Source organism: Nocardia farcinica, assembly GCF_029867845.1.
Taxonomy (GTDB): Bacteria; Actinomycetota; Actinomycetes; order Mycobacteriales; family Mycobacteriaceae; genus Nocardia; species Nocardia farcinica_A.
In genome coordinates this window covers 1-9,017 of sequence record NZ_JARWRU010000920.1, presented here as the reverse complement: position 1 = coordinate 9,017, position 9,017 = coordinate 1, and the positions used below count along the sequence as shown (strand labels likewise).

The window sequence follows — 9,017 nt, the reverse complement described above, 5'->3', positions numbered from 1 at the left end:
GGGCTGCTGCTGGTGGCCAACGCGCTGTCGGGCAGCGGCGCCGCCGAAGAGGTGCTCGCCCAGGTGCGGGCCGCGCTGCCCGCCGCCCGCATCGTGCCCTTCGACCACGAACGCGAATTCGGCGAACAGATCGCCGAGCATCTGGCCGTGGGTGATGTCCGCGCGCTCGGCGTGCTCGGCGGCGACGGCACGGTTTCCGGCGTGGCCGAGATCGCGGTGCGGGAACGGCTTGCGCTGGCGGTCTTCGCGGGCGGCACGCTCAATCATTTCGCCAAGGACGCGGGCGTCGTCGACCTCGCCCACACCGCGAGCGCGCTGAACGCGGGCCTGGTGGCCGAGGTCGACGTCGCCGCGGTGGACCTCGACGGCCAGGGGGAGCGGATCTTCGTCAACACCGCGAGCCTCGGCGGCTATCCCGACTTCGTGCGCCTGCGCGAGCGATGGGAACATCGCATCGGCAAGTGGCCCGCCGCCGGGATCGCGATGGTGCGGGTGCTGCTGCGGGCCGCGCCCCTGCACGCGCACATCGACGGGGCCCCGGTGTCGCTGTGGATGCTGTTCGTCGGCAACGGGCGCTACAGTCCCGCCGACCAGATCCCGATGTCCCGCCCCGAACTGCACCGAGGACTGATCGATGTGCGCTATCTGCGCGCGGACGTGCGCTGGTCGCGAGTGCGCCTGGTGTGGGCGACGCTGACCGGGACGCTGGCCGACTCGCCGACTTACGTCCGCCGGGCCGTCGACCGGCTGGAGGTGCGACTGGCGGGCGGGCCGGTGTCGCTGGCGACCGACGGCGAGGTCGGCTACCGGGGGACGAAGTTCGCCTTCACCAGCCGTCCCGGGGCGCTGCGGGTGTTCCTCGGCCGGCCCGACCGGTGACACTCCGGCGCGACCGCCCGCGGCGGCCTGGAGTCGGTGATCCAGCTCTCGGAACAGGCAATGTGATCGGTATCACAATTTCCGCGTGGTCGCCTGGTAGGCGGGTATGCGGCGGTCGGGTGAGTGGGTCGCCCGGCGTTTGACCTGCGTCGAACCGGGGAACGGTTTTCTGCGTGCTCGTGTCGGCGGCGGAATCGGCGTCGGCGGACGCGGCGAGCGCGGAGTACTGGTGACCGGCGGTCCGCGGACCGGTGAGGAGACATGGCTATGACCGGGGTGGCGGGCAACGGGGAGGTCGCACACGGGGGCGACCACGCGGGTGACGGCGGCAGCAGCCGGACCGGCGACGAGCAGGCGAAGCGGGTCCGCCGGTCGGTGGCCGCCTCGGCGATGGGCAACGCGACCGAGTGGTTCGACTACGGCGTGTACGCCGCCACCGCGACCTATCTCACCGCCGCCTTCTTCCCCGGCGACCTCGGCACGCTGGGCACCATGCTCGGCTTCGCGGTCTCGTTCGTGCTGCGCCCGCTCGGCGGCATGGTCTGGGGCCCGCTGGGCGACCGGCTCGGCCGCAAGCGGGTCCTGGCCACCACCATCCTGCTGATGGCCGCCGCCACCGGCGCCATCGGGCTGCTGCCCACCCACGCCCAGATCGGCGTGTTCGCGCCGATCCTGCTCATCCTGCTGCGGGTGGTCCAGGGCTTCTCCACCGGCGGTGAGTACGGCGGCGCGGCCACCTATCTCGCCGAGACGGCCAGTGACCGCAAGCGCGGCTTCCTCGGCAGCTTCCTCGAGTTCGGCACGCTGGGCGGTTTCGTCGGCGGCTCGGCCGTGGTGCTGTTGTTCCAGCTGATCCTCGGCTCGGAGGCCATGTACGACTGGGGCTGGCGCCTGCCGTTCCTGATCGCCGTGCCGCTCGGCCTGATCGGGCTGTACCTGCGCTCGCAACTGGACGAGTCGCCGGTCTTCGAGGAGGTCGCCAAGGAGGACCATCCGCCGACCGGCCTGCGCGAGCTGGTCCGCCACTACCGCCGGGAACTGCTCACCCTGGGCGGACTGGTGATCGCGCTCAATGTGGTCAACTACACGCTGCTCACCTACCAGCCGACCTACCTGCAGAAATCGCTCGGCATGAGCGAATCCACCACCACGGCCATGATGCTCATCGGCCAGGTGGTGATGATGGCGGTCATCCCGTTCTTCGGCGCGCTGTCGGACCGGGTCGGCCGCAGGCCGATGTGGCTGGTCTCGCTGGTCGGCCTCGGCGTCTTCGCGCTGCCCATGTACTGGCTGATGGGCCAGGGGCCGGTCTTCGCGGTGCTCGGCTTCATCGTGCTCGGCCTGCTGTACCTGCCGCAGCTGGCGACCATCAGCGCGACCTTCCCCGCGATCTTCCCGACGCACGTGCGCTACGCCGGTTTCGCCCTGGCCTACAACGTCTCCACCGCCGCGTTCGGCGGCACCGCGCCGTTGGTCAACGAGGCCGTCATCGAGTCGACCGGGTGGGCGCTGTTCCCCGCCGCGTACATGATCGGCGCCTCGCTGATCGGTCTGGTCGCGTGGGCGTATCTGCGGGAGACGGCGGGAACATCGCTGCGCGGCACCGAGGTTCCCGACGTGTTGCACACGCCGGTCATCGCCGCCGCGCGCGCGTGATGGATGACGCCGCCGCGCGCGCGTGATGGGGTGACGCCTCCGCGCGCGTGACGGGGTGGCCGAGTCTTCCGGTTCGTCCCAATTGTGTTCGGCCACAAGGGACTAGCGGCATACCTTAGGTGATCTTCCAGTGTCGGAACAAGACCGGAACCGGTCTGATTTCTCACGTGCTCTCCCGGTTGGCGTCCTCATGCCGCGTGAGTAACCTACTGGCGGGTAGGTCGACAGCGGAGGGGCAGTAGTTGGACCAGCAGGGGTGTACGGTCGTCCGCCGCGCCGACGAGCGCGACATCGACGACATCGTGCGAGTGCTCGCGCAGGCTTTCGAAACCGGCGACCCGATCGAGGAATAAGTCTTCCCCGATCGGGTGCAGCGTTACCGGCGCACGCCGGACATGCTGCGCGTGCTGGTGCGGCACCGCTTCCTGCCCGTGGACGGGGCCATGGTGGCCACCGTCGACGGACGGGTGGTCGGCGCGGCGCTGTGGCGGCCACCGGGGACGCGCACCACGTGGTGGCGTGAGATGCTGGCCGGGCCGCAACTGCTGGCGGCCATGGGCGCGGCCACGGTGCGGGGCATGGCCGTCGACGCCGCGATCGCGGAAGTGGCTCCCGCGCAACCACACATGTTCCTGGTCTACCTCGGCTGCGAACCGGGCCTGCAACGCCGGGGCGTCGGCCGCGCGCTGTGGTCGGCGCGGGCCGAGCAGGCCGACGCAGATTCCGCCGCCCTCGGCGGAATCTGCAAGGACGGCAACGTCGCCTACTACGAGGCGCTCGGTTGTGAAGTCGTCCGCCGCGTCCGCATCGGTCGCGACGGTCCCGAGATGAATCTCGTGCTGCGACAGCCCGCTTCCTGACCTCTCCCCGGCCGGCTCTCCCGTCTCGTCCACCCCGTCTCCTCCGCCTTCCCGAGCCGACGACGGCTCACCCGTTCCACTCCCGTTCCGGTTCGCCGCGATCCGGTCCGGTCTTCGAGTACGCAAGGAGTTCCCCGTGTCTGACATCGCCATAGTCGGAATCGGCTGCCGGTACGCCGGCGGCATCGATTCGCCGGAGTCGTTCTGGGAGTTCCTCGTCGGCAAGGGCGACGGCGTCACCGATATCCCGTCGACCCGCTGGGACGTGGACCGCTTCTACGATCCCGACAAACGCACCCCGGGCCGCATGTACACCCGCAGGGCGGCCTTCATGACCGGCGACCCGTGGGCGTTCGACCCGGACTTCTTCGGCATCTCCCCGCGCGAGGCGGCCTCGATGGACCCGCAGCAGCGGCTGATCCTCGAAGTCGCCTGGGAGGCGCTCGACGACGCGGGCATCGCGGGCCGGGTCACCGGTGAGCCGGTCGGCGTCTACGTCGGCGCCTTCACCCTCGACCAGCTCGCCGTCTCGGTCGCGGGACCGGCGTTGCCGCACGTGGACATGCACACCGCCGTCGGCGCCTCCTACACCATGCTGTCCAACCGGATCGCCTACGCGCTCGACCTGGTCGGACCCGCCGTCACCGTGGACACCGCCTGCTCGTCCTCGCTGGTCGCCCTGCACCTGGCCTGTCAGGCGCTCGACAGCGGCGACTGCGCGATCGCCATGGCGGGCGGTGTCACCATGCTGTTGCAGCCGGAACCGTTCGTGTCCATGTGCAAGGGCGGCTTCCTGGCCGCCGACGGCCGCAGCAAGCCCTTCGACGCCGCCGCCGACGGCTACGGCCGCGGCGAGGGCTCGGGCATGGTTGTGCTCAAGCGCCTGGCCGACGCCGAACGCGACGGCGACCGCGTCTACGCGGTCATCAAGGCCACCGGCGCCAACCAGGACGGCCGCACCACCGCCATCACCGTGCCCAACGCCGACCTCCAGGAGGCGCTGGCCAGGTCGGTCACCGAGCGGGCGGGTATCGCCCCGCACGAGGTCGACTACGTCGAGGCGCACGGCACCGGCACCCCCGTCGGCGACCCGCTGGAGCTGCGTGCCATCGGCCGCGCCTACGGTCAGGCGGCAGGACGCGCGAAACCGCTCGGCGTCGGGTCGGTGAAGGGCCAGCTCGGCCACACCGAGGCCGCCTCCGGCATCGCCAGTGTCATCAAGAGCGCGCTGGCGATCTCGCACCGGACCATCGCCCCGCAGGGCTGGCTGAACGAGCCCAACCCCGACATCCCGTTCGACGAACTCAACCTGCGTCTGCAACTCGACGCCGAACCGCACGACCCCGCGTCCGGCCCGATGACCGTCGCCGTCAACGGCTTCGGCTACGGCGGCACCAACGCGCACGCCATTCTCCAGGAATACCTCGCACCCGACCGCGAACAGCGCGCCCCGCGCCACCACGGGGTGCTGCCGCTCTCGGCGCGCAGCGAGCAGGCGGTGCGGGAACTGGCCCGCGGCTTCGCCGAACTCGTCGCCGAGGGCGCCGATCCCGGCCGGCTCGCCGAGGCGGCGTGGACCCGCCGCAAGCACCACCCCTACCGGGCCGCGATCCCCTTCGGTGACGACGCCGAACTGGTGACCGGCCTGGTCGAACTGGCCGACGGCAACGCGCGCGGGGCCGCCAAGATCGTGCCGAAGCGCACCGAGGAGCCGGTGTTCGTCTTCACCGGCATGGGACCGCAGTGGTGGGCCATGGCCCGCGGCCTGCTCGAGACCGATGGCGTGTTCGCCGAGGAGGCGCGCCGGATCGACGAGGTCTTCCGCGAGGTCGCCGGATGGTCGATCGTCGAGGAACTGCGCAAGCCGGAAGAACAGTCAAGGGTGACCGCCACCGAGGTCGCGCAACCGGCCAACTTCCTGGTGCAGGTCGCGCTGGTCGCGCTGCTGGCCGACCTCGGCATCCGGCCCGCCGCGGTGGTCGGCCACAGTGTCGGCGAGGTGTCGGCGGCCTACGTGACCGGCATGCTCTCGCTGCGCGACGCGGTCACGGTGAGCGTGCACCGCGCCAGGCTGCAGGCGACCACCGCGGGCTCGGGCGGCATGCTCGCCGTCGGCCTCGCCCCCGACGCGGCGCGGGCGCTGATCGCGGGCGACGACCGGGTGGACATCGCCGCGATCAACAGCCCCAACGCGGTGACCCTGGCCGGCGCCGTCGACCGCCTCGACGCCATCGCCGAAAGCCTCACCGAGCAGGGCGTTTTCGCCAAACGCCTGCACGTCGAGGTGCCCTACCACAGCTATCTGATGGAGCCGATCCTCGACAAGCTGCGCGACGCGCTCGCGGAGCTGACGGTCGAGGCGCCGAGGCTGCCGCTGTACTCCACGGTCACCGGAGCGCGGGTCACCTCGGGCGACTGGGACGCCGAATACTGGTGCGCCAACGTGCGCCAGCCGGTCCGCTTCGCCGACGCGATCTCCGCGCTGATCGCCGACGGCAGCCGGGTGTTCCTCGAGGTCGGCCCGCACCCGGTGCTCGGCGCCAACATCAGGGAGATCCTGCTCGGCGCGGGCGAGACCGGCACCTCGGTGGCCACCCTGCACCGCAAACAGGACGACGCCGACAGCATCCGGCGCACCATCGCCGGGCTGTACACCGCTGGCGTGCTCGACATCGACGCGCTGTTCGGCGCGGAGCCGGTCACCCCGCACATCGACCTGCCCCGCTATCCCTGGCAGCGCACGGTGTTGCGTGCCGACCTGCCCGCCTTCACCCAGCACCGGCACGGCACCCCTGGCGGCTACCCGATGCTCGGCGACCCCGATCTCGGCGAGCCGACCACCTCGTGGACCGTGCGGCTCAGCGTCGGCGCCATGCCGTGGCTGGCCGACCACGTGGTCGGCGGCACCCGCATCCTGCCCGGCGCCGCCGACCTGGACGCCGCGCTCAGCGCCGCGGCCGTGCGCGGCGAGTCGACCCGGGTCGCGGTCGCCGATGTGCGCTTCGTCGCGCCACTGGTGATCCAGGAGGGCGAGGCGCCGGTGGTGGAACTGCGGGTGGAGGAATCCACCAACCGGTTCGTCATCCGCTCGCACGGCGCCGCCGCCGACGCCTGGACCGTCAACGCCACCGGCCGCCTGGTCGAGGGCGCCTACGAACCCGTGCCGGTGACCCTGCCCGATCCCGAGGGCATGCACGCGATCGACCCCGCCGACTTCTACGCGGGCCTGGCCGAACGCGGCCTCGACTACGGGCCCGCCTTCCGCCGCGCCACCTCGGTGCGGGTGCGCGAGACCACCGTGCTCGCCCAGTTGGACGGCGAGATCGCCGCGGGCTCAGGGCATCTCGCGCATCCGTGCGTGGTCGACGCGGCCCTGCAGAGCATCGCCGCGTTGCTGGTCGGCAGCGGCAACACCGCCGACGGGGCGATGGTGCCGGTCGGCGTGGAATCCGTGCGCGCCTTCGCGCCCGTGCCCGACCGGCTCGACGTGCTCGCCCGGCTGGACCGCGAGGGCGAGCCCACCGCCGACATCGACCTGCTCGGCGCCGACGGCACGGTGATCGTGCAGATCCGCGGCATGCGCTTCGGCTCCATCGCGCCCGGCCTCGGCGCGCTGCGCCGGATGACCGGCTTCTTCTACGAGAACCGCTGGGAGCTGCGCGAACCCGTCGCCGTCGACGCGCTGCCCGACCCCGCGGCCGCGCACACCCTCGTGCTCGACCTGGCCCCCGTGGCGGGAGCGCGGGCGAGACGGATCGCCGGACTGGTCGCCCGGCCGGAACTGCTCGCCGCAGGCGAGCCCGGCGCCACCGACCTCGGCGCCCTGGTGGTGGAACGGTTGAACGCCGCCGCCGAGACCGAGGGCGTCTCGCGGCTGCACGTGGTCCTGGTCGTCGACCGCGACGCCGACGGTTACACCGACCTGGACCATCTGTGGGCACTGCGTGAGATCGCCGTGGCAGTGGAGGGATTCCTCGAGAACCGCATCGACCGGCTCGGTCTGGAGATGCCGATGTCCGGTGACGGCTCCGTCCACGTCACCGTCGTCACCGAGCAGGCCTATGCCCACCCCGAGGGCGACACCGCCCCCGACCCGGTGCAGGCCGCCGTCGCCGGTGCGCGTCGCGTGCTGCTCAACGAACAGCCCCGGCTGCGCTGGCGGCTGGTCGACGTCGACGCAGGCACCGCCGACGCCGAACTGGCCGCCGAGCTGAACATCCCCGGCGCGTTCAGCCACGACAACGTCGACGAGGTCTTCCTGCGCGACGGCCTGCGCTGGGTGCCCGCGCTCGCGGCCACCCTGAACGAGCGCATCGAGGCGCTCGACGAGGCCGTCCCGCTCACCGACCCGGAGGCCAACTACGCCCTGGAGATCCCCGCCTCGCGGGTGTTGAGCAGGCTCGCCTGGCGCGAATGCGGCCGCCGTGCGCCCGAGACGGGCGAGGTCGAGGTGCGCATGCGCGCGGTCGGGCTGAACTACAAGGACCCGCTGAAGATCCTCGGCGTGCTCACCGAGCGCGACCTGGCAGGCACCTTCTTCGGCGGCTCGCCCGGCATGGAGGGCATCGGCGTGGTCACGCGCGTCGGGGCGGGCGTCACGCACGTGGCGGTCGGCGACACCGTGAGCCTGGCCTGCAAGGACATGATCCGCCGCTACAACACCGCCGAGGCCGACCTGGTCAGCCGCCTCGACCCGGACGTGGAACCGGGCCACTGCACCAACTCCACCGCCTTCGGCACCGCCGAGTACGCGCTGCTGGAACTGGCCCGCGTGCGGGCCGGTGAGACCGTGCTCGTGCACGGCGCGGCGGGCGGCGTCGGCGCGGCCGCCACCCTGATCTCCAAGCTGCACGGCGCCACCGTGATCGGCACCGCGAGCACCGAGGAACGCCGGGCCTGGGCCCGTGCGCAGGGCGCCGACCACGTGCTCGACTCGCGCTCGCTGAACTTCGCCGAGGACGTGCTCGCCCTGACCGGCGGCGCGGGCGTCGACGTCGTGGTCAGCACCGCGCCCGGCGACCTGTTGCGCGCCAACTTCACCGCCGTCGCCGAATTCGGCCGGATCGTGGAGATCGGCAAGGCCGACATCTACACCGGCGGCCAGCTCGACATGCGGGTCTTCGACAAGAACGTCTCCTACCACTCGTTCGACCTCGACCGCATGCTCGCCAAGCGGCGCGCCTACACCGTCGAGCTGCTGCGCCGCGTCCACGGCAAACTGACCGACGGCGTCTACCGCGCCCTGCCCTACACCCCGTACGGCAGCGCGGACGTGGCCAAGGCCTTCGAGGAGGTCGCCCGCTCCTCGCGGATCGGCCGGGTCGCCCTCGATTTCGACGAGGCCGCGCCGCTGGTCCGGCCGCGCCTGCGTGAAACCGAGATCGATCCGGCGGCGCAGTACCTGATCACCGGCGGTTACGGCGCCTTCGGCCTGGCCGTCGGCCGCTGGCTGGTCGCGCGCGGCGCCACCAGGCTCACCCTGCTCGGACGGAGCGGTCCCCGCGGCGACGCCGCCCACGCCCAGCTCGCGGTCTGGCGGGAACGCGGCATCGAGGTCACCGCGGCCCGCGGCGATGTCACCGACGCCGCCGCCATGACCGAGCTGCTGCGCGAGCTGCACAC

General features: G+C 72.0%; 4 protein-coding genes. All 4 read left to right on the top strand.

The genetic code is table 11. The features are described 5' to 3' along the window. A partial coding sequence (locus QH283_RS20265) for a diacylglycerol/lipid kinase family protein (protein ID WP_280504556.1) occupies positions 1-879 on the top strand: 879 nt, incomplete at its 5' end. 390 nt (positions 880-1,269) lie between these two features. Further along, entirely contained in the window at positions 1,270-2,535 is a 1,266-nt protein-coding gene (locus QH283_RS20260) for an MFS transporter (RefSeq protein ID WP_280504557.1), read from the top strand. Positions 2,536-2,903: 368 nt separating this feature from the next. After that, positions 2,904-3,395 (top strand): GNAT family N-acetyltransferase, encoded by a 492-nt coding sequence (locus tag QH283_RS20255; RefSeq protein ID WP_280504555.1) that lies wholly within the window; start codon positions 2,904-2,906, stop codon positions 3,393-3,395. A gap of 136 nt (positions 3,396-3,531) precedes the next feature. Then, positions 3,532-9,017: type I polyketide synthase (locus QH283_RS20250; RefSeq protein WP_280504554.1), on the top strand; the 5,486-nt coding region annotated here is incomplete at its 3' end.

Coding starts and splice junctions, on each gene's coding strand:
- QH283_RS20260 (WP_280504557.1), top strand. CDS start 1,270: ATGGGCAACGCGACCGAGTGGTTCGACTACGGCGTGTACGCCGCCACC.